Genomic DNA, 18,143 nt, shown 5'->3' with positions numbered 1-18,143 from the left:
GGGTCGCCGAGGCGCGGAAAGTCGACGAGCGCGATGTCGGAGGATCCCGGTAGCGTCGACCGTGACGGTCAGCCCTGACCGGAGAACGGGAGAACGCCGTGAACGCCGTGAACGCCGTGAACGCCGTGAACGCCGTGGTCCATCGCCTCCGATCCCTCGCCGCAGCACTGCGCAGCGCCGTCTCGAGGACTCCGGCCGAACTGCCGGTCGACCCCTTCGGCGAGCCGCCGCGGGCGCCGCACGATCCGCACGCCTACCGGTCGGAGGCGTGGAAGGCGCCGTCGCCGTCCACGCTGAACTTCCACTGACCGGCGGAGCTCGATCGTGCGAGGGACGTGCGGCGCACTGGCGGTCGCCTCCGCGGTCGCTCTGCTGCTCTCCGGGTGCTCCTCGGAGCCGGAGCCGGTGCTCGAACGAGTGCGGCGATGCCGAGCCGCCGGCCATCCCGCACTGCACCGTGACCGCACTGCACCGTGACCGCACTGCACCGTGACGGCACTGCACCATCACGGCACTGCGCCATGATCGAGTCATGGTCGCGTCGGTCGAGGTCGTCACCCGCTCCCACCGTTCCGTCGACGACATGTTCGACCGCGCGCGGAGCATCGACCTGCACACGGAGTCGCAGGCCGCGGCCGGTGAGCGCGCGGTCGCCGGGGTGGTCAGCGGCCGGATCGGCCTCGGCGAGGAGGTGACCTGGCGGGCCCGGCACTTCGGCGTCCGCCTGCGGCTGACCAGCCGGATCACCGCCCTCGACGCGCCGCACTCCTTCACGGACGAGCAGACCCGCGGCCCGTTCCGCTCCTTCCGGCACGAGCACCTCTTCGAGCCGGACGGCAGCGGCTCGGTGATGACCGACCGGCTCACCTTCCACGCCCCCTTCGGTGTCCTCGGCCGCATCGCCGAGCGGCTCGTCCTCGCGCGCCACCTGCGCCGGCTGCTCGAGGAGCGCGGCGCGTTCCTCGCGGCCTCGCCGGCCCCGGGAGACGACCGGCGGGAGTGACGGCCGCCCGATACTCCTGCCGTTGGAGTATGGTGTCGCCCGTGCCCGAGGAGATGCGAGAGACGACCTTCTGGATCCTGACCGCGCTCGCTCTCGGGCGCCGCCACGGCTACGCGCTGCTGCAGGAGATCGAGGAGCAGTCGGAGGGCCGCGTGCGGCTGCGGGTGACCACGCTCTACGCGGCGCTCGAGCGGCTGGGGTCGGCGGGCCTGATCGCACCCGACGGCGACGAGCGGATCACCGGCCGCGTGCGCCGCTACTTCCGGCTGACGGACAGCGGCCGATCCGCACTCGGCGCCGAGGTCGCCCGGATGGAGGCGAGCGCCGTGCGGGCGCGGATCAACCTCGGGCTCTCGCCGTCCGCCGCGCTCTGACCCGACCACCCGACGAAGGAGAACGGCATGACGACGAACGAGGACGCGCGGCGCACCGACCGCTTCCGCCGCGCGCTGCGCTGGTACCCGGCCGCCTGGCGCGACGAGCACGGCGAGGTCCTGCTGGGCATCCTGCTCGACGAGGCCGACGACCGCGGGCACCGCGGTCCGGGCATCGGGCAGCGGATCACCCTCGCGGTCGGCGGTCTGCGCCACCGCCTCCGGTCCGCTCCCGGGCGCTCCCCGTCGACGATCGTCCCCCTCGCGCTCGCCACGGCGTTCTTCCTCTTCTACGCCGTCGTCAACTGGTCCCCCGGTGTCGGCTACCCCGGTGCGATCGGACCGTTCACCAACCCCTCCTTCCTCGCCGGGACGCTCTTCGCGATCGCCCTCGGCCTCGCCCTCGCCGCCCGGACCGGCGCCGCACGGGTCACCGCCCTGCTCGCCTCCGCCACCGAGTTGAGCATCGCGCTCGTCGCCGCGGCGGCCGGCTGGCTCGGTCCCGACCTGTCGACGGCGGGGCCGGTGGCGGCGCTCGGGGTCCTCGCGGTCGTGCCCTGGCGCGGTCGGGTGGCGGCCGTGATGTCGGTCCTCCTGCTGGTCGGTCTGTCGGCGCTGCTGACCGCCGTCGACGCCCTCGGCGCGACGGTGCTCACGGACGTCCCGGCCGCCCGGGTGGTCCTGCCGCTCCTCGTCGTCGCCGCTGTGCTGCTCGCACTCGCCCTGGCCGCCCGCCGGGCCACCCTCCTGGAGCGGAGTCTCCCCCGCGGCGTCGGGGCGTGACGCGCGAGGCGTCCCCGAGCGGTCGAGCCAGCCCGTTCCAGCGGGACGTCTCGACCGTGCAGGGACGCCTCATGGAGGCGTGACGGCTGACGGCGGGCCGACCCGCGGCAGGGGTGCCCCGGCAGGGAGTCCCAGCCGCGCGCCCGGCGCTCCTAGCCTGGGCGGACCCGAGGAGAGGACGACGACATGGACCCGGAGCCGGACCTGGACCTGGACCTGGACCTGAAGGACCTGGACGACCTGATCGCCGCGTTCGACGCGCGGCGGACGATCGAGGGCGGCTCCCCGCTGCACGCCGTCCTGCACACGGCGAGCCAGGAGGCGCTGCGCATCACCGGGGAGCTGAACAGCGGCTACCACCCGCCGGAGCGCGTGCGCGAGCTGCTGGCGGAGCTGACCGGCCGGCCGATCGACGAGTCGGTGACCCTGTTCCCGCCGCTCCGCGCCGACTTCGGCCGCAATCTCCGGATCGGCGCGCGGGTCTTCATCAACTCCGGCTGCGCCTTCCAGGACCAGGGCGGCATCACGATCGGCGACGACTGCCTCATCGGGCACGACGTCGTCTTCGCGACCCTGAACCACGACCTCGATCCGGCGCGACGCGGCGACCTGCACCCCGCTCCGATCGTCGTCGGCTCCAACGTCTGGATCGGCGCGAAGGCCGTCCTGCTCGCCGGCGTCACGATCGGCGACGACGCGGTGATCGCCGCCGCCGCGGTCGTCACGAAGGACGTCCCGGCGGGAGCGGTCGTCGTCGGCGCCCCGGCCCGCGTCGTCAGGAACGTGCGGGACACCGGCGCGGACGCGACGGCCTGACGACTCACCCGCGGCCGGTTCCGCGCGTCACTCCGACGGGACGGCGCAGGTCTCCTCGGCGGCGGTCTGCCCGGGGGCGTCGAGCGGCTCCGGAGCGGGCTGCGCGGCGGCGGGGTCGCTCGGCGCAGGAGCGGAGGTGCCCGCCTCGACCGGCGGAGCGGGCTGCTCCTCCACGGGCGTCGACGCGAGCACGACCGGCTCGTCGTTCAGCACCCGCGCCATCAGCTCGCCGCCGAGCACGGTGTCCGGCACGACCTTGCCCGGCCGGTCCGGGTCGTCCAGCGCCGGGTACTGCACGAACACCATCTGCGCGAGGTCGACGTCCTTGAGGGCCAGCGCGAGCGAGATCATCGTCGACGGGTTCGTCAGCGTGGTGGAGAGGTGCACGTTCGAGGACACCGCCTGCGCGAGTCCGTAGAGCGCGGGCACGTTCGAGAGCGTGTCCGCCGAGCGGACCGTGCGCATCAGCGAGGCCAGGTACTGCTGCTGCGAGGAGATCCGGCTGAGGTCGCTCTCGTCGCCGACGCCGTGCCGGGTGCGGAGGAACGCGAGCGCGGTCGCTCCCGAGACGGTGCTGGTGCCGGCGGGCAGGTCGAGCCCGGAGTCGGTGTCCCGGATCGGCCCGGTGAGGCAGATCGGCACTCCCCCGACGGCGTTGCTCATCTCGATCACGCCGTTGAAGGAGACCCAGCCCGCGTACGGCACGGTCAGGCCGGTGAACCGCTGGACCGTGTCGTTGACGCAGGAGAGCCCGCCGGCCTCGAACGCGGAGTTCAGGGGGACGTCGGCGGTCGCCTCCGTGACCTCGCCGGTCTCCGGATCGGTGCAGGCCGGGCGGTCCAGGACGAGGTCGCGCGGGAAGCTGATCACCGTGGCACTGCGGTGGTCGGCGGAGACGTGCAGCAGGATCGTGACGTCGTTCAGCGTGCCGTCGCGGACCCCGAACGCGTCGCCCTGCACCGCGTCGTTGTCGGTGCCGACGATGAGGACGCTGAAGCCGCCCTCGATCGCACCCAGCTGCACGGCCCGCGGCTCCGCGGAGGGCGCGATCCCGAGGTCGACCGCGTTGCCGGCGACGTTGCTCGTGATGCTCGCTGTCGCGATCCCGACCAGGCAGGTGCCGCTCACGGCGAGGACCGCGACGGCGGCGGCAGCGCCGCGGAGCAGAGTCCGAACGCTCGAGCGCGGCCTGAGCCGTCCGTGCCGTGCGCCACCCGTCGTCGCCATCCGTCCCCGTCACCCCCGCAGCTCGTGCCGCCGTCTGCGCGGCGGAGCAGCCGCGGTCGCCGCCAGTGTACGGAAGCGCCGCCGCGCCGCCCGGCGTCGGCGGGGAACGGTGGCCGGTCGGCGCAGCCCGCGCCGGCTCCGCCCGGTACGCTCGTCAGCGGATCCGAGAGGGAGGCGACCGGTGCTGGAGACGATCCTGGAGGCCCTCTCCCTCATCACGCTCCCGCTGGGGCTGCTGTTCCTGTTCGCGGCGTTCGTGGGGCTGCTGATCGACGGGCGGTGGTCGACGACGACCGCCTACCTCGAGGACGGGCCGCCGCGCGCGCTGCACTGGGTCACCCGCGCGGGCGAGGTCCGCTCGCGGCCGCTCGCCGCCGACGACCCGCTGACGCCGGTCGGCTCGGACCAGCGCGAGGTCTACTACCGCGAGGAGGACCCGGAGCGGATCCGGCTGCACCGGCGCGCGGATCCGGTGCGGGCGCTGCGGCTGACCGGCCTGATCCTGGTCGGCACCGGCGCGGCCTGCGGGATCCTGTCGACGGTGCTCGCGATCCTCGGGAGCTGAGGCCGCGGCAGTGTGCCCGGCTCGAGGGCGCCGGGCTCGGGTGCGCCGGGCTCAGGCCTCCGGACGCCGCTCGTCGTCGATCGCGCGGCGGTGCGCCTCGTCCTCGCGATCGAGGGCGGCGGCGCTCGCCGGAGTGATGACGCCGGCGCGCCTGAGCGCGCTCGTCACCGCCGCCCGGACGACGAAGTAGACCGCGACGAGGACGAGCGCGAACCAGAAGAGGTTGATCACGAGACCGGTGAGCAGGGCTCCGAAGCTGGGTTCCATGCCCTCCACGCTAACCGCCGAGTCCGTCCCGAGCCGAGTGCGCTCACCCCCGAAGCCGCGGCGATCGGCCGATCGACCCGTCGCCAACGGCTCCCTCGGCGCGTCGGCGAGAGCCGTCCGCGACGGATCGACCGCCCGCGGGGAGCGCTTCGGGGCCTCAGCGCCAGTGCGCGAGCGTGGCCTCCATCAGCAGGCGGGCGCGGGAGAGCTGCCCGCGGACCACGGTCGCGCTGACGCCGAGCTCGGCGCCGATGTCGTCGTAGCTGCGCTGCTGCAGCTGGCGGAGCTCCCAGCAGCGGCGCTGCAGCTCCGGCATCCGGCCGAGCACGGCGCGCGCCTCGGCGACGAGCGCCGCGCGCTCCGACACCGCGGTCGGGCAGTGGTCGAGCGACTCCGGCACGTCCTGCTCCAGCTCGGCGTGGTTCTGGTGGTCGATCGAGCGCAGCCGGTCGTAGCAGCGCCGGCGCACCGTGGTCAGCAGCCAGCCGACGATCGTCTCGCCGTCGATCACGCTGTCCATGTGCGTCCAGGCGGCGAGGAACGTCTCCTGCACCACGTCGTCGGCCTCGCTCGAGGCGCGGAGGATGCGCAGCGCCGTCGCGCGCAGCAGGGAGGTGTGCCGGCGGACGATCTCGGCGAACGCGCGGTCGTCGCCCGAGGCCGAGCGGATGACGAGCATCCGGTCGGAGTCGGGCGGGAGCAGCGGCAGCGCGGGCGCGAGGACGGTGCGCGAGCGGCGGGCTGCGGCGGTGGGGGCAGTGGCGGTGGCGAGCATGCGGGCTCCGGTCGTGAGGTTGATGTGTACGCATGGTTCGGAGCAGACCTGGGAGCGGATGGCGAGAAGGGCCGCTCTGGCGCGACACGACGGCCGGAACGTCGCCACAGAAACGATTCTGAGCACCTGCGCAGCGGTCGACCGGTCACCAGACGGTCGACGCGCACCGCACCAGACGCTGGTGGAGCAGCCCGCGAACCCTCGATCGACGCGCACCGCCCTCTGTGCTGGTCGAGTAGACCACTGGGCGTCTCGAGGCCCACCACCGTCGGGCCGTGAGCCGAAGCCGTCCGTCCGATCCGGCGCAGGGCCGCCTCCTCGGGGCACCTACGCCTCCTCGTGCGGGACCAGACCCGCGGCCTCCCCGCCCGCACGCCCGCGCCCTGACAGTGCCGGTCACACGTTGTCGACTATGGCGTCCTGGCGCGAGATACCCGACGTACAGCGAACGCGCTTGCTTCCCATGAGACCCAGGTGCACCATTCCAACACAAGAACCACATCGAGGTGGTTCTTGCGAACTCTCGTCAGAGTCGAGATCGAAAGGGATATCTGTGCCACATGCAAAGAGGACAGGGATTGCAGGAGCCGTCGCAATTCTGGTGTTCGCCAGCGGCAACGCACTTCTCGTCACCTCCACCGTCGAAGCGAAAGAGGCGCCGAGCGCATCCACGGCTATCATCGCGGCGGTTGCGCCGGACGTCATCGAGCTGGCCGAGCCTTCGCGCGTGACAGCCATGCCTGATGGCGCCGTGCTGTCCCTGCCGTCGGGTTCGGTCAGAACGCCCCAGGACGCGAAGGACGGAGTGACCATCACCGTGGGTGACATCACTGCGAGTGTCGTGCTGCCCGCAGCCGATTCGGCCGTCCAGTCCGGGACGCCCGACGCAGGTATCACCTATCGGAATGGAGACGAGTCCACCACGGTCGTCCTCGCGAATTCCGACGACTCAGTCACCTTCGTTTCAATCCTTGACAGTCCGCGGGCGCCATCGCGCTACAGCTACGGCTACAGGGACGTCGGTACCCTGAAGCAGGCCGACGACGGCGGAGTGATGATATGGCGGGGCCAGGAGATGGTGGGGTACTTTCTAGAACCTTGGGCGATCGATGCCGCAGGAACCTCGGTGCCCACTCATTACGAGGTCTCCGGCGGTACGTTGACGCAGGTTGTGGATCACACGACTGACTCGTTCGAGTACCCGATCGTCGCAGACCCGACACAAGACTTCGGTGGCAACTCCCTCTACTCGAATGTCACCCTGAACATCGATATGGCAACTGCGAAGAATGTCGTGTCCGTGACCCCGGCTCCGAACATCAACTGGGGGAGAATGCCACGAAGCACAGGGCTGCCTGCATACGACGCTCTCGTGCCTTCGAGCTATGAGGGCGCGAAGTTCCACGACCAGCTCGTCTGCCACTGGGCTAACGCCGTGTACTTCAAGACCCCGTGGAACCTCGATTCATGGCGGCCGGACGTCGGTTACGCTGCGACCGCTGCAGCATTGTGCAACCCGACATGACACCGGTCGACCTATGAGATTGCTATCGGGCATCGCGCTCGTCGTCGTCGGGACGCTGCTCGCCGCTCTCGCCGTTCAGCACTTACTGGAGGCCGGAGTCTCTGCGGATCGGGAGCAGATCGGCGGGTCCCTCGAGCCGCTCACGCTGATCCTGGCGCTGGCGGGGGTCGTGACGGCTCTCGCTGGACTGCTCCAGCTCTTCCGATGCTGGGAGCGGTGGCGGGACTCCCGGTGACGACGGGTCCGCCCGCCCGACTCTGAGAACCGGCGCCGCGCAGCGCACGGTTCGCTGACAGACCGCGCGGATCGACCTGCGGCAGGGTGAGAGTGACGGGATGACCACGACATCGACCACACCGACTCCCCCGTCCGGCGCCGCCCGCACCGCCCTCCTCGTCGGAGCCTCCCGCGGGCTGGGTCACGCCCTCGCCGCGGAGTTCCTCGGCCGCGGCTGGGACGTGATCGGCACCGTCCGGGATCCCGGCAGGCGCACCCCTCTGCACGAGCTCCAGGACGAGGTCGGCGCGGACCGCCTGGCGATCGAGCGGCTCGACATCACCGACGAGGAGGAGACGCGGGCGCTCCGGCAGCGCCTGACGGGTCGCGTGCTCGACCTGCTCTTCGTGAACGCCGGCACCACGACGAGCGAGGGCACCCCCATCGGCCAGGTCTCGACGGCGGACTTCATCGAGGTCTTCGTCACCAACGCGCTCAGCCCGATGCGGGTGATCGAGACACTGCAGGACCTCGTCGCGGATGACGGCCTGATCGGCGCGATGTCCTCGGGGCAGGGCAGCATCGCGAACAACACCGGCGGCGGGCGGGAGGTCTACCGCGGCAGCAAGGCGGCGCTCAACCAGTTCCTGAAGAGCTTCGCGGTGCGGCAGTCCGGCACGGGCCGGGCGATCGTGCTGATCGCGCCGGGCTGGATCCGGACCGCGCTCGGCGGCGACGACGCGCCGTTCACGATCGAGGACAACGTGCCGAAGGTGGTCGACGTGCTGATCGGCCGCCTCGGCACGCCCGGGATCGCCTACCGCGACTTCCGCGGCGCGGTGGTGCCCTGGTGACGGAGGCGCGGTGACGGCGGTGCGGTGCTGGTCCTCAGGAGCCGGTCCTCCAGTGACGGTCCTCCGGTGACGGTGGTCTTCCGTACGCTCGGGGGGTGCCCCATCCTCGACCCTTCCAGCAGCGACTCCTCCGGCAGCTCGTCGGCACGCTGAGCGGCCAGCGCCCCGCCGCGCCGGTGAGCCGGCGCTCGCAGCGCGCGGTCCTCGCCGAGCAGACCGTGCGCGGTGTGCTCGAGCTGGCGGTGCGGCTCGGCGAGACCCTGCTCTCGCTGGGGTCCGCGGCGGCGGAGGTCACCGAGACCATCGAGCGGGTCTGCCGCGCGTACGGCATCGAGGTGCAGGTCGACCTCACCTTCACCTCGATCCTGGTCGTGCACGACGGGAGCGAGGACTCGCCCAGCGTCAGCGTGCTGCGCGTCGTCGCCTCCCGCAGCGCCGACTACGAGCGGCTCGCCCGCGTGACGACGCTGGTCACCGCGATCACCGACGGCTCCCCCGAGGTCAGGGTCGCCGACACCGTCGACTCGTCGACCGCGCGCGACGAGGCCCGGCAGCAGTTCGAGGACGCGCACGAGCGGCTCGACGCGATCCTCGTCCAGCCGCACCGCTACCGGCGGAGCGTCGTGACGCTCACCCTCGCGGTGATGGCCGCGGGCGTCGCGATCCTGCTCGGCGGCGGGCCGCTCATCGTCCTCCTCGCCGCGCTCACGACCGCCGCGATCGACGGCGTCAACCAGCTGCTCGGCCGCTGGGGGCTGCCCGCCTTCTTCCAGCAGATCGCCGGAGCCGCGCTCGCGACCGGGGTCGCGGTGCTGCTGCTCGCGGTCGTGCCGCAGCTGCCGGTCGAGTTCGCCGTGCTGCCGCCGGCACTGGTGGTCGCCTCCGGGGTCGTCGTGCTGCTCGCCGGGCTCTCCTTCGTCGGAGCGGCGGACGACGCCATCAACGGCTTCCCGATCACGGCCGGCGGCCGGCTGCTCGAGGTCGGGCTGCTGACGCTCGGCATCGTCGTCGGCATCGCCGCCGTGCTCGACGGCGCGCGCACCCTCGGCGTCGAGCTGGTGCTGGTCGACTCCTACGCCCGCCCCTGGCCGGCCAGCGTGCAGGTGCTCGGCGCCGGCATCGCGGCGGGAGCCTGGGCGCTCTCGTCGCACACGCCCCCGCGGCCGGCGCTCGTCGCCGCGCTCACCGGCGCGGGAGCGTGGGTCGCCTCCGACGCGCTGAGCGGGCTGGGCGCCGCGCCGCTGCTCGCCAGCGCCGTGCCCGCGATCGTGATCGGCCTGCTCGGCGAGACCCTGGCCGAGCGCTGGCGCGTGCCCGCCGTGGTGACCACCGCCTGCGGCATCGTGCCGCTGCTCCCCGGCCTCACCCTCTACCGCGGCGTGCTCGACCTCACCTCCGGCCGCGGCCCCGAGGGCGGGATCGAGCTGCTGCTCCAGGCGGGCATGATCGCGATCGGGCTCGCGGGCGGCGTCACCCTCGGCCGCATCGCGTACCGGCGGCTGCGCACTCCGGTCGTCCGGGCGGTGGCGCCGGTCCGGGCGCGCCGCTCCCCGCATCCGGAGCCGGCGCCGACCGCCGAGGAGCCGCTCGCGCGGACGGGCACGATGCCGATCATCAGCACGATCGGGGTGACCGAGCCGACGGAAGACGACCTCGCCGGAGGGGCCGCGGCGGCGAAGGACTGACGCCCGATGGCAGTGCGCGGCGTCACTCGCTGTCGATGCGGCCGATCTCGCGCCCGTCCTCGCGGAACGCCGCCCGCGCGGCGGACCAGCTGCTCGCGTCGACGCCGAGCGCGGTGCGGAGGTAGGCCGTGGTCAGCTGCTGGATCGCGCTCAGGCGCGCGGGATCCGCGTCCGTCGTCTCGGCGACCTCCTCGCCGACGATGCCGCCGAGCGAGTGCTCGCCGCCGTGCAGGGTGAGCAGGTCGGTCGCGCCCGGGCTCTGCGTGTAGGCGTCGGTGAACCAGTCCGGCCCGCGCCGGGAGAGCCGCGACTGATCGCGGTCGCCCGCGACGACGAGGGTCGGCGTGCTCAGCTGCGCGAAGGAGGGGCGGAGGAAGGGGAAGGCCGCCTGCGCGAACGGCTCGAGGTCGTCGCCGGCGACCCCCGTCGCGGCGAGCAGGACGCCGGCGCGCACCCGGCGGTCGGAGCGGTCCGGGCTGAGCGAGCCGTCCTCTCCGACGATGCGGGCGCCGAGCAGCGTCTGCGCCGTCTGCGCGCCCCAGGAGTGCCCGGCGACGGCGACTCGGCTCGAGTCGATACGACCGGCGAGACCGGGCACGGTCGCCTCGAGGACGTCGAGCCGGTCGAGCACGCGCGTGAGATCGGCGATCCGCTGCTCCCAGATCGTCGGGAAGACGGGGTGGTCGAAGCCGAAGCCGTGACGCCTCGAGTCGAGGTGCGTCGGCTGGATCACGACGAAGCCGCGCGAGGCCCAGAACGCGGTGAGCGGCGCATAGCCGTCGTGGTTCCAGCCGTTGCCGTGCGAGAAGAGCACCACGGGCAGGTCCGTGCCGGTCACCGGAGCGGAGATCCGCACGGTGAGCGGGACGGGGCGGCCCGGAGCATCGAGCTCGACGGGGGCGACCGCGACGACGGGGAGTGCTTCGGGGAGTGCTTCGGGGAGAGAGGTGGGGACGGTGCTGGTCATGCTGGTGCCTTCCGGTTCGCGCTCTGCGATACTGGTTATCGGAGCGACGTTCCGCAACAATACGGAGCACTGTTCCGTTAAGCAAGCGGAGCGTTCGGATAGAGCGCTCGGAGGAGGAGCAGCAGTGACGGATCATGGCGGCACCGGCCCGGCGGCCCCCCGCGTCGGCCGGCCTCGGCGCGACTCGCAGGCGCTCCTCGACGCGGCCGCCGCGGTCTTCGTCGAGTCCGGCGTCGACGCCCCCGTTCGCGAGATCGCGACGCGCGCCGGCGTGGGCACCGGCACGATCTACCGCCACTTCCCCACCCGGGCCGACCTCGTGGTCGCCGTCTACCGGCACCAGGTCGAGGCCTGCGCCGAGGCCGGGCCGCGACTCCTCGCCGAGAGCGACTCACCCGAGGCGGCGCTGCGCGCGTGGCTGGCGCTGTTCGTCGACTTCCTGGTCACCAAGCACGGGCTGCCGGATGCGCTGCAGGGCGACGGCGCGGGCTCCGATGCCCTGCACGCGTTCTTCGTCGACCGGCTGGTGCCGGTCTGCGCGACGCTGCTCGAGGCGGCGATCGCGCCGGACGCCCCGCCCGTCGAGGCGTACGGCCTGCTGCGCGGAATCGGCAACCTCTGCATCGGCGGCGCGGGCGACCCGCGCTACGACACGGACGCCCTCGTGCAGCTGCTCGTCACCGGTGTCCTGGCGCGCGGCGGTTCCTGAGACGCGCGATCCGAGACGCGGCCCCCTCAGTCGCCGAAGCGCGTCTCCCTGTGCGGAGCGCCGGTGCGGTCGTAGGTGGTCCAGACTCCGACCTGGCGCCCTCGATCGAACGACCCGCTCCGCAGCCGGGTGCCGTCCAGGCGGAACCACTCCCAGTACCCGTGCAGCTCGCCCTCGAGCGTGGCGCCGCGAGCGCGGAGGCTGCCGTCGCGGTGCAGGACCTCCTGCGGGTCCGGCTCGGTCATCGGTCTCCTCCGCGGTCGTGCTGTCGCATGCCGCATCGTCGCACGCCGCGGCGGTGACGGGTCGCACGGTGCTCTCGGCCGGCTGCGCTTGGATGGACGGATGACCGCGCTCATCGTCGCCGCCCACCCCGATCAGGACTCGCTCACCCTCGCTCTGGCCCGACGGCTCGCGGAGGAGCTGCAGCCGGCCGAGCTCGCCGATCTCGCCGCGGAGGGCTTCGACCCGCGCTTCAGTGCGGCCGACCGGCACACCTACCGCGTCGCGGGCGAGTACCCGGCCGACGTTGCGAGCGAGCAGCGCCGGCTCGACGCCGCCGAGCACCTCGTGCTGGTCTTCCCCGTCTACTGGTGGTCGATGCCCGGGCTGATGAAGGGCTGGATCGACCGCGTCTTCGTCAACGGCTGGGCCTTCGAGATCGATCCGGCCGACGGGATGCGCCGGAAGCTCGGCGGGCTCACCGTCCACCTACTGCCGATCGCCGGCGACAGCGCCGGAGTGTACGACCGGCACGCCTACGAGCAGTCCCTGCGCACCCAGATCGAGCACGGCGTCGTCGAGTACTGCGGCGCGGTCCGCGGCACGACGGCCTTCGTCCACGACTCCGAGCAGGAGGACGCCGCCGCACGCGCGGCGAGCGTCGACCGCGCGGTCGCGGCCGTCGTCGCCGCGGTCCGCGGGCAGACGGCCGTGCCTGCCGAGTAGCCGCCTCGGCCGCCCCTGGTCTCGCCCTCGCCGCCCTTCATGCCGGTCGAGCAGCCGCCTCCGGCGCCATTCATGCTGGTCGAGCAGCCCCGGAGGGGCGTATCGAGACCCGCCCAGCTCAGCACGGTGGATCTCGATACGCCCGCTCCGCGGGCTACTCGATCACCATGCAGGGGCCGCTCGATCAGCATGCGGCGCGCGAAGTCCACGCGTATTGCTCATGCCCATGCATGCTGGTCGAGTAGCCGCCTCCGGCGGCGTATCGAGACCCACCATCACCGAAGCATCCGGGAGCGAGTCTCCTCCACACTCGTCGATCCGACCGCGTTATCCCCGATCAGCCCATGGTTCCGACTTCGGTGTCGGTGGTCCCTGCTTCAATACGCGTATGTCAGAAGATGAGAACGCGGCAGCACTCGCGGAGGTGAGCGACTGCTTCACCGACGCCGCGGCCGCCGAGCGCGCCGCATCCCCGACGCGCCTGAGAGCCGCGGAACGCATCCACCGCGGCTACCGCGTCGCGCTCACCGTTCCGGAATCCTTCGCCCGCGGTGCGACCCGGAGCGAGACCCGTGACCTCGTCGAGCGCTCCATCCGCGCCGAGCTCGCGGTGACGCTCGGCGTGTCCGAGCGGGACGTCTGCCGCCGCCTCGAGACCGCGCAGATGCTGATGGAGCACCTCCCCCTCACGCGCGCCCTGCTGCGGGACGCACGGATTCTCTGGGAGGTCGGCGAGGCGATCTGCAGAACCGCGAGCAGCCTCCCGGAAGCCTCCCGCGCGGCACTCGACGAGCGCGCCGCCGACGCCGCGCTCACGATGACGACCACGCAGCTGCGCCGAGCCCTGACCCGCTGGCGGGAGGAGCTGCACGAGCAGCCCCTCGCCGAGCGGCACGCCCGCGCGAAAGAGGACCGCGCCGTCTGGGTCACCCCGGACATCGACGGCATGGCGACCCTCTGCGTCCACGCTCCCGCGCCGGCGGTGACGGGCGCGTACGACCGGCTGCGCCGCATCGCCCGCACCCTCCGCGACGACGGCGACCCCCGAACCCTCCAGCAGCTCGGCGCCGACGCGGCCATCGATCTCCTCTGCGACGGCGACATCGCGGGAACGACCCCGGACCCCGAGCACCGGCCCGACCCGACCTTCGTCCCAGGAGTGCGGGCCGAGGTCCGGCTGACCCTCGCCGCCTCCACCGCCGTGGGTCTCGACGACGCTCCCGCGGACCTCGACGGCTACGGCCCCGTGCCCGCCCAGATCGCCCGCGAACTGATCGCCACGGGCGCCTCGTTCACCCGCGTCCTCACCGATCCGGAGACCGGCGCGGTCGTCTCCGTCGGCCGCACCCACCGGGTCCCGCCGCCGCAGATGCGCCTGCACCTCCAGCTGCGGGACCAGACCTGCCGCTTCGCCGGCTGCACCCGGCCCGCCGCCACCAGCGAGGCGGACCACACCCTCGAGTGGCGCAACGGCGGCGAGACCTCGCTCGAGAACCTCGTCTCGCTCTGCACCTCGCACCACCACATCCGGCACGGCGACCAGTGGACGTACGTCAGACACGACGACGGAATGATCGTCTGGACGAGCCCGACCGGCCGGCGGATCAGCAACCGCCCGCCGCCGCTCCCCGGCCGACCGCCCGAGCCGCCGCCGAAGCCCCGCTTCGTCGACGTCCCCGCGCCGTTCTGACGACGGTGGATCTCGATACGCCCGCTGCGCTGGCTACTCGATCAGCAGGCAGCGCGCGCGACACAGGCGTGCGCTCCGGACCCGCACATGCTGGTCGAGCAGCCCAGAAGGGGCGTATCGAGACCCGCCCAGGTCGGCACGGTGGATCTACTGGGAAGGGACGACCGCAAAAAGGCCGGGCGAGTAGCCCCGCAGGGGCGTATCGAGACCCACCCACCCCAAAGACGTCGGTCTCTTCCCCGTCCTGCGCTGGCGCCAAAGGCGCCCCCTCCGCTCGATACGCCCGCTCCGCGGGCTACTCGATCAGCAGGCAGGAGCTGCTCGATCAGCACGCGTCCGGGGCAGGGGCAGCGTCGTGATCGGATCGCGACAGCCCTCAATCCGATCAGGACACCCACCGTCGACCCCCGCCGCGAGGCTGGATCCATGACCGACATCACAGCCTTCCTCCCCACCGATCTCCCCGCCGACGACCGGCTCGCCGGCCGCACCGCCCTCGTCACCGGCTCCTCCAGCGGGCTCGGCGAGGCCATCGCCCACCGGCTCGCCTCCTCCGGCGCGCACGTCCTCGTGCACGGCCGCGACCGCGCGCGCACCGAGGCGGTCGCGCAGACGATCGCCGCGGCCGGCGGCACCGCCTCCGTGCTCGTCGCCGACCTCGGCGGCGCTCCCGACGCCACCCGCGCCGTCGCCGCCGAGGCGCTGCGCCTGCTCGGCGGCCGGATCGACGTGCTCGTCAACAACGCCGGCGTCTTCCCCGTCGGCCCGACCGCCGAGCTGAGCGACGCCGACGTCGACGCGCTGCTCGTCACCAACATCCGGGTCCCGCACCAGCTCGTCGGAGCGATCGCGCCGACGATGGCCGAGCGCGGCTCCGGCGTGATCATCAACATCACCTCGTGGATGGCGCGCGTCGGCACCCTCGGCACCGCCCTCTACCCGGCGACCAAGGCGGCGCTCGACCACCTGACCCGCGCCTGGGCGGCCGAGTACGGCGCGGACGGCGTGCGCGTCGTCGCGGTCGCCCCCGGCGCGACGCTCACCCCCGGCAACGAGCACGCCTCGGCGATCCTCGACGCGATGACCGCCCCGACCCCTGCCGGCCGCCCCGGCCGCCCGGACGAGATCGCCCAGGCCGTGCGCTGGCTCGCGACCGACGAGGCGTCCTACGTGCACGGCACGACCCTGCTGGTCGACGGCGGCATCGTCGGCGCGCGGCGCTGACCGGAGTCGGCGCCGGGGAGCAGGTCAGTCGACCTGCACCAGCCGGCCTGGGTGCAGCGCGGCGTCGGCGGCTGGGGTCGTCTCGTAGGCGCGGCGGTAGTCGCGGCCGAAGTGCGACGCGCTGGCGTAGCCGACGGCCGCCGCTGCGCCCGCGGCCGTCTCGCCGCGCACCAGCAGGAGGCGCCGCGCCTCGCCCAGCCGCAGCCAGCGCAGGTAGCCGAGCGGCGACATCCCGGTCAGCTCGCGGAACCGCCGGGTGAGCGTCGGCACACTCGTGCTCGCCTCAGCGGCCAGCGCGTCGAGCGTCCAGCCGCGCGCGAGAGCGCCGGTCATCGCGTCGACCGCCCGGGTCACCGCGGCCGAGCGGACGGCGGACGACGCCGACAGCAGGCGCGGCGCCTGGTCGCTCTGCAGCAGCCGGAGCACCAGCTCGCGCGACACCGCCGGCCCGAGCACCGGGATCTCCTCCGGCGCGTCGAGGAGCCGGAACAGGCGGTGCAGCGCGTCGGCGAGCTCCGGGGTGATCGTGCCGATCCGCTCCGGGATCGCCGCGGTAGGCCGGTGCGCGACCAGCCCGGCGACCTCGGCGACGAGCACCGGATCGAGGTGCCAGTTGGCCGAGACGAAGTCGCCCTGCTCGCCGGTCTCGACGACGGCCGCGATGACCGGCAGGTCGACCGGCGTGATCAGGAAGCGGCCGGCGCCCCACTGCTCGTCCGAGTCGCCGACGATCGAGCGCTTGCGGCCGGAAAGGACGAGGCTCAGCGTCGGCGGGAAGCGCGTGTAGACCAGCGAGGTCGGCGCCGTGACCCGGTGCAGCCGCAGGTTCAGCGCGGCGGCGCGCTCCGGGTGCTCCAGGTGCCGGCGGGCGAGATCGGCGGCGGCGGCGAGGTGCTGCCGTGCAGTCCCTGGCGGGGCGGTCACGGGCGCGGCGGTCACGTGCGGGGCAGCGCCGCGAGGGCGAGCTCGCCGATCTCGGCGACGCGCTCCGCGCTGCCGCCGTCGCGGGCCTGCGTCGACATCCCCGTCAGCACCGCGACGACGAAAGCGGCCGTGCGGGCGGCATCGGTGCCCACCGGCACATCCCCCTCGGCGATCCCCCGCTCGATCCGCGCGGCGATGACGTCCTCCATCGAACGTCGGCGCTCGGCCAGGCGCGGCTCGCTCAGCACGAAGCAGCCGGAGGGCGTGCCCGGGTCGGAGTAGCCCGCGGCGCTCGAGCGGACGACGGCGGCCAGCGCGTCCCAGGCCGTCGGCGCGTCGAGGAGCCGGGCGAGGGCGGCGTCGGCGGTGTCCGCGTAGCAGCTCGCCGCGGCACGGAAGAGCTCGTCCTTGTCGCCGAAGGCCGCGTAGAGGCTCGGCGCCGAGATGCCGATCTCGCGGGTGAGCACGGCGACCGTCGTCTCGTCGTAGCCGTCGCTCCAGAAGCGGCGCATCGCCGTGTCGAGCGCCTCGTCGCGGTCGAAGCCCCTCGGTCGTCCTGCCATGCTCCGATTCTATAACAGTCGCTACGGAACGTGCTAGCGTGCGTCGCACCAGTTCTTTATCGACCATTACAGAAAGGCACTCCCATGCAGATCCAGGACTCCGTCGTACTCGTGACCGGCGCCAACCGCGGCATCGGCGCCGAGTTCGTCCGGCAGCTGACGGCCCGCGGCGCCCGCACCGTCTACGCCGCGGCGCGCGACGCCTCGACGATCGCCGCCGCGCCGGGCGTCGTACCGATCGCGCTCGACGTGACCGATCAGGACCGCATCGCCGAGCTCGCGGCGACCCTCGGCGACGTGTCGATCGTCGTCAACAACGCCGGCATCGCCCCCACCGTCGACTTCGTCACCGGCGACCTCGACGAGATCCGCCGCACGGTCGAGACCAACGCCTTCGCGCCGCTGATGCTCGCGCGCGCCTTCGCCGGGAGCCTCGGCCGCGCGGGCGGCGGCGCCGTGCTGAACGTGCTCTCCGTGTCGGCCTTCGTCTCGTTCCCGGGCTCGGAGTCGTACTCGATGTCCAAGGCCGCGGCCTGGAGCGTCACCGACGGCCTGCGCCTGGCCCTCGCCCCGCAGGGCACCCAGGTGCTCGGCCTGCACATGGGCCTCGTCGACACCGACATGGCCTCGTGGTCGGACGCTCCGAAGTCGAGCCCCGAGGCGATCGTGACGGCCGCCCTCGACGGCCTCGAGCGCGGCGCCGCCGAGGTCCTCGCGGACGATGTCGCCCGCGCGGTCAAGCCCGGCCTCGCCCTCGACCCGAGCGAGCGCTACGCGGACGTGCTCGCCGCCACCCGGTGACAGCTCATGCTGGTCGAGTAGCCGCCGTGGGCGGCATATCGCGCCTCATGCTGGTCGAGTAGCCCCGCAGGGGCGTATCGAGACCGCCGTCACCAGCACGTCAGGTCTGCAGACTCGTCCTGCTGACGCCGGTGGATCTCGATACGCCCGCTGCGCGGGCTACTCGATCAGCATGGAACGGCCGACACGAAGAGGACGCTCCCTCCCAGGAGTCGGAAGGGCGTGGC

General features: G+C 73.1%; 21 protein-coding genes. 14 read left to right on the top strand and 7 right to left on the bottom strand.

From position 1 onward, the window contains the following. The first annotated feature begins 98 nt into the window (after positions 1-98). From EDF17_RS07765 to EDF17_RS07745, 5 genes are all read left to right on the top strand, one after another. The gene (locus EDF17_RS07765; RefSeq protein WP_123445941.1) at positions 99-308 is read left to right on the top strand and encodes a hypothetical protein; all 210 of its coding nucleotides are present in this window, start codon (positions 99-101) and stop codon (positions 306-308) included. Between the two features lie 224 nt (positions 309-532). After that, the gene (locus EDF17_RS07760; protein WP_123445940.1) at positions 533-1,003 is read left to right on the top strand and encodes an SRPBCC family protein; all 471 of its coding nucleotides are present in this window, start codon (positions 533-535) and stop codon (positions 1,001-1,003) included. Positions 1,004-1,044: 41 nt separating this feature from the next. Further along, the gene (locus EDF17_RS07755) at positions 1,045-1,377 is read left to right on the top strand and encodes a PadR family transcriptional regulator (RefSeq protein WP_243732819.1); all 333 of its coding nucleotides are present in this window, start codon (positions 1,045-1,047) and stop codon (positions 1,375-1,377) included. Positions 1,378-1,404: 27 nt separating this feature from the next. Then, positions 1,405-2,160, top strand: a complete 756-nt coding sequence (locus EDF17_RS07750) for a hypothetical protein (RefSeq protein WP_123445939.1) — start codon at positions 1,405-1,407, stop codon at positions 2,158-2,160. 186 nt (positions 2,161-2,346) lie between these two features. Continuing rightward, entirely contained in the window at positions 2,347-2,976 is a 630-nt protein-coding gene (locus EDF17_RS07745; protein WP_123445938.1) for a DapH/DapD/GlmU-related protein, read from the top strand. Between the two features lie 27 nt (positions 2,977-3,003). Here EDF17_RS07745 and EDF17_RS07740 read toward each other — a convergent pair whose 3' ends face one another. Next, a complete protein-coding gene (locus EDF17_RS07740) occupies positions 3,004-4,104 on the bottom strand; it encodes an LCP family protein (protein WP_166649623.1) in 1,101 nt (366 codons plus the stop codon). Positions 4,105-4,384: 280 nt separating this feature from the next. Between EDF17_RS07740 and EDF17_RS07735 the strand changes: the two genes are divergently transcribed. Beyond that, positions 4,385-4,768, top strand: a complete 384-nt coding sequence (locus EDF17_RS07735) for a hypothetical protein (protein WP_123445936.1) — start codon at positions 4,385-4,387, stop codon at positions 4,766-4,768. A gap of 51 nt (positions 4,769-4,819) precedes the next feature. Here the strand turns inward: EDF17_RS07735 and EDF17_RS07730 are convergent, their stop codons facing one another. After that, a complete protein-coding gene (locus EDF17_RS07730) occupies positions 4,820-5,035 on the bottom strand; it encodes a hypothetical protein (RefSeq protein ID WP_123445935.1) in 216 nt (71 codons plus the stop codon). A gap of 157 nt (positions 5,036-5,192) precedes the next feature. After that, entirely contained in the window at positions 5,193-5,810 is a 618-nt protein-coding gene (locus EDF17_RS07725; RefSeq protein WP_123445934.1) for a sigma-70 family RNA polymerase sigma factor, read from the bottom strand. 601 nt (positions 5,811-6,411) lie between these two features. On the opposite strand from EDF17_RS07725, the gene EDF17_RS20120 reads away from it, so the two are divergent. From EDF17_RS20120 to EDF17_RS07710, 3 genes are all read left to right on the top strand, one after another. Next, positions 6,412-7,335, top strand: a complete 924-nt coding sequence (locus EDF17_RS20120; RefSeq protein ID WP_208110578.1) for a DUF2599 domain-containing protein — start codon at positions 6,412-6,414, stop codon at positions 7,333-7,335. A gap of 335 nt (positions 7,336-7,670) precedes the next feature. Beyond that, positions 7,671-8,405, top strand: coding sequence for an SDR family NAD(P)-dependent oxidoreductase (locus tag EDF17_RS07715; protein WP_123445932.1), 735 nt, complete (start codon positions 7,671-7,673; stop codon positions 8,403-8,405). 95 nt (positions 8,406-8,500) lie between these two features. Continuing rightward, positions 8,501-10,090: a threonine/serine exporter family protein gene (locus EDF17_RS07710; RefSeq protein WP_123445931.1), complete on the top strand. Its 1,590-nt coding sequence runs from the start codon at positions 8,501-8,503 to the stop codon at positions 10,088-10,090. Between the two features lie 22 nt (positions 10,091-10,112). Here EDF17_RS07710 and EDF17_RS07705 read toward each other — a convergent pair whose 3' ends face one another. Beyond that, positions 10,113-11,057: an alpha/beta fold hydrolase gene (locus tag EDF17_RS07705; RefSeq protein WP_123445930.1), complete on the bottom strand. Its 945-nt coding sequence runs from the start codon at positions 11,055-11,057 to the stop codon at positions 10,113-10,115. Positions 11,058-11,181: 124 nt separating this feature from the next. Here EDF17_RS07705 and EDF17_RS07700 point away from each other — a divergent pair, with 124 nt between their 5' ends. After that, positions 11,182-11,766: a TetR/AcrR family transcriptional regulator gene (locus tag EDF17_RS07700; RefSeq protein WP_243732818.1), complete on the top strand. Its 585-nt coding sequence runs from the start codon at positions 11,182-11,184 to the stop codon at positions 11,764-11,766. Positions 11,767-11,792: 26 nt separating this feature from the next. Here EDF17_RS07700 and EDF17_RS07695 read toward each other — a convergent pair whose 3' ends face one another. Further along, positions 11,793-12,011 (bottom strand): hypothetical protein, encoded by a 219-nt coding sequence (locus EDF17_RS07695; protein ID WP_123445929.1) that lies wholly within the window; start codon positions 12,009-12,011, stop codon positions 11,793-11,795. A 100-nt stretch (positions 12,012-12,111) separates the two neighbouring features. Between EDF17_RS07695 and EDF17_RS07690 the strand changes: the two genes are divergently transcribed. From EDF17_RS07690 to EDF17_RS07680, 3 genes are all read left to right on the top strand, one after another. Further along, complete coding sequence (locus EDF17_RS07690; protein WP_123445928.1) at positions 12,112-12,714, top strand: NAD(P)H-dependent oxidoreductase; 603 nt, start codon at positions 12,112-12,114, stop codon at positions 12,712-12,714. A 388-nt stretch (positions 12,715-13,102) separates the two neighbouring features. After that, complete coding sequence (locus tag EDF17_RS07685) at positions 13,103-14,404, top strand: HNH endonuclease signature motif containing protein (RefSeq protein WP_166649622.1); 1,302 nt, start codon at positions 13,103-13,105, stop codon at positions 14,402-14,404. Between the two features lie 426 nt (positions 14,405-14,830). Next, on the top strand, positions 14,831-15,628 hold the full coding sequence (locus EDF17_RS07680) for an SDR family oxidoreductase (RefSeq protein WP_185019962.1): 798 nt from the start codon (positions 14,831-14,833) through the stop codon (positions 15,626-15,628). A gap of 24 nt (positions 15,629-15,652) precedes the next feature. On the opposite strand, the gene EDF17_RS07675 is transcribed toward EDF17_RS07680, so the two are convergent. Together EDF17_RS07675 and EDF17_RS07670 are read right to left on the bottom strand one after the other, a co-directional pair. Next, a complete protein-coding gene (locus EDF17_RS07675) occupies positions 15,653-16,552 on the bottom strand; it encodes an AraC family transcriptional regulator (protein WP_123446029.1) in 900 nt (299 codons plus the stop codon). 11 nt (positions 16,553-16,563) lie between these two features. Beyond that, complete coding sequence (locus tag EDF17_RS07670; RefSeq protein ID WP_123445926.1) at positions 16,564-17,115, bottom strand: TetR/AcrR family transcriptional regulator; 552 nt, start codon at positions 17,113-17,115, stop codon at positions 16,564-16,566. Between the two features lie 84 nt (positions 17,116-17,199). On the opposite strand from EDF17_RS07670, the gene EDF17_RS07665 reads away from it, so the two are divergent. After that, entirely contained in the window at positions 17,200-17,916 is a 717-nt protein-coding gene (locus tag EDF17_RS07665) for an SDR family oxidoreductase (RefSeq protein ID WP_123445925.1), read from the top strand. Positions 17,917-18,143: the final 227 nt, after the last annotated feature.

Source organism: Rathayibacter sp. PhB1 (assembly GCF_004362935.1).
GTDB lineage: Bacteria > Actinomycetota > Actinomycetes > Actinomycetales > Microbacteriaceae > Rathayibacter > Rathayibacter festucae.
The sequence above is the reverse complement of the archived record's forward strand: the minus strand, read 5'-3'. Positions and strand labels throughout refer to the sequence as shown.

What these genes read in the sequence shown, in the direction of transcription:
- EDF17_RS07715 (WP_123445932.1), top strand. Translation starts at nt 7,671, where the DNA reads ATGACCACGACATCGACCACACCGACTCCCCCGTCCGGCGCCGCCCGC.
- EDF17_RS07685 (WP_166649622.1), top strand. Translation starts at nt 13,103, where the DNA reads ATGTCAGAAGATGAGAACGCGGCAGCACTCGCGGAGGTGAGCGACTGC.
- EDF17_RS07670 (WP_123445926.1), bottom strand. Translation starts at nt 17,115, where the DNA reads ATGGCAGGACGACCGAGGGGCTTCGACCGCGACGAGGCGCTCGACACG.
- EDF17_RS07690 (WP_123445928.1), top strand. Translation starts at nt 12,112, where the DNA reads ATGACCGCGCTCATCGTCGCCGCCCACCCCGATCAGGACTCGCTCACC.
- EDF17_RS07730 (WP_123445935.1), bottom strand. Translation starts at nt 5,035, where the DNA reads ATGGAACCCAGCTTCGGAGCCCTGCTCACCGGTCTCGTGATCAACCTC.
- EDF17_RS07695 (WP_123445929.1), bottom strand. Translation starts at nt 12,011, where the DNA reads ATGACCGAGCCGGACCCGCAGGAGGTCCTGCACCGCGACGGCAGCCTC.
- EDF17_RS07750 (WP_123445939.1), top strand. Translation starts at nt 1,405, where the DNA reads ATGACGACGAACGAGGACGCGCGGCGCACCGACCGCTTCCGCCGCGCG.
- EDF17_RS07705 (WP_123445930.1), bottom strand. Translation starts at nt 11,057, where the DNA reads ATGACCAGCACCGTCCCCACCTCTCTCCCCGAAGCACTCCCCGAAGCA.
- EDF17_RS07665 (WP_123445925.1), top strand. Translation starts at nt 17,200, where the DNA reads ATGCAGATCCAGGACTCCGTCGTACTCGTGACCGGCGCCAACCGCGGC.
- EDF17_RS07745 (WP_123445938.1), top strand. Translation starts at nt 2,347, where the DNA reads ATGGACCCGGAGCCGGACCTGGACCTGGACCTGGACCTGAAGGACCTG.
- EDF17_RS07725 (WP_123445934.1), bottom strand. Translation starts at nt 5,810, where the DNA reads ATGCTCGCCACCGCCACTGCCCCCACCGCCGCAGCCCGCCGCTCGCGC.
- EDF17_RS07680 (WP_185019962.1), top strand. Translation starts at nt 14,831, where the DNA reads ATGACCGACATCACAGCCTTCCTCCCCACCGATCTCCCCGCCGACGAC.
- EDF17_RS07760 (WP_123445940.1), top strand. Translation starts at nt 533, where the DNA reads ATGGTCGCGTCGGTCGAGGTCGTCACCCGCTCCCACCGTTCCGTCGAC.